This window comes from Streptococcus oralis, from assembly GCF_001578705.1.
Classification (GTDB): domain Bacteria; phylum Bacillota; class Bacilli; order Lactobacillales; family Streptococcaceae; genus Streptococcus; species Streptococcus oralis_J.
Genome location: NZ_KQ969037.1, coordinates 966 through 1,755, shown reverse-complemented (window position 1 = coordinate 1,755; position 790 = coordinate 966). Strand labels below are relative to the sequence as shown.

Here is a 790-nt window from a genome sequence, read left to right as displayed (position 1 = left end):
CTTGCTGAAGTACTTGCTGAAGTTGAGGCATCGCCTGAACCATTGCTTGTGCTTGTTGAACCTGAACCGCTACCTGAGTTGTTGCTTGCACTGATTGAAGCTGAAGCTGATTGGCTTGCACTTACAGACGCTGAAGCTGATTGACTTGCAGATACTGATGCGCTAGCTGATTGACTAGCTGAGCCATTGCTTGTGCTTGTTGAACCTGAACCACTACCTGAGTTGTTGCTTGCACTGATTGATGCAGAAATGCTGTCACTCAAGCTTGCGCTTGTTGAGACTGACTCACTTGCGCTGATTGATGCTGAAGTACTATCGCTCAATGATACGCTTACTGACTTGCTGAGTGAAACTGACTCACTTGCACTTACAGATTCAAGGTAGCTAGGAAGGTTAAACTCTGGCTTAGATTCGCTTGTTGGCTCACCCTTACTATAGCTGAATGAGTTAGATTGTTGTGACGCACTTGTACTCAAACTACTTGAAACGCTATTGCTAAGTGATGTAGATGTGCTTACGCTGTTACTCAAGCTTACTGAAGTACTTGTTGAAACTGAAGTACTACTTGAGTTGTTGCTTGCTGATTCAGATGCACTAATTGAAGCAGACACGCTGTTGCTCATGCTTGTGCTTGCTGATTGGCTAGCACTAATTGAAGCAGATACGCTGTTGCTCAAGCTTGTGCTTGCTGATTCAGATGCACTGATTGAAGCAGATACGCTGTTGCTCAAGCTTGTACTTGCTGATTCAGATGCACTGATTGAAGCTGACACGCTGTTGCTCATGCTTG

At 44.9% G+C, this 790-nt stretch carries 1 protein-coding gene and 1 pseudogene; one reads left to right on the top strand and one right to left on the bottom strand.

Going from position 1 to position 790, the window contains the following annotated elements:
* Nucleotides 1–611: pseudogene (locus SORDD05_RS10360) on the bottom strand (LPXTG cell wall anchor domain-containing protein); the annotation flags it as partial.
* Here SORDD05_RS10360 and SORDD05_RS10355 point away from each other — a divergent pair.
* Nucleotides 493–790 (top strand): hypothetical protein (locus SORDD05_RS10355; protein WP_061416370.1); only part of this gene is annotated, 298 nt, incomplete at its 3' end. The pseudogene SORDD05_RS10360 and the gene SORDD05_RS10355 sit on opposite strands and share 119 nt — an antisense overlap.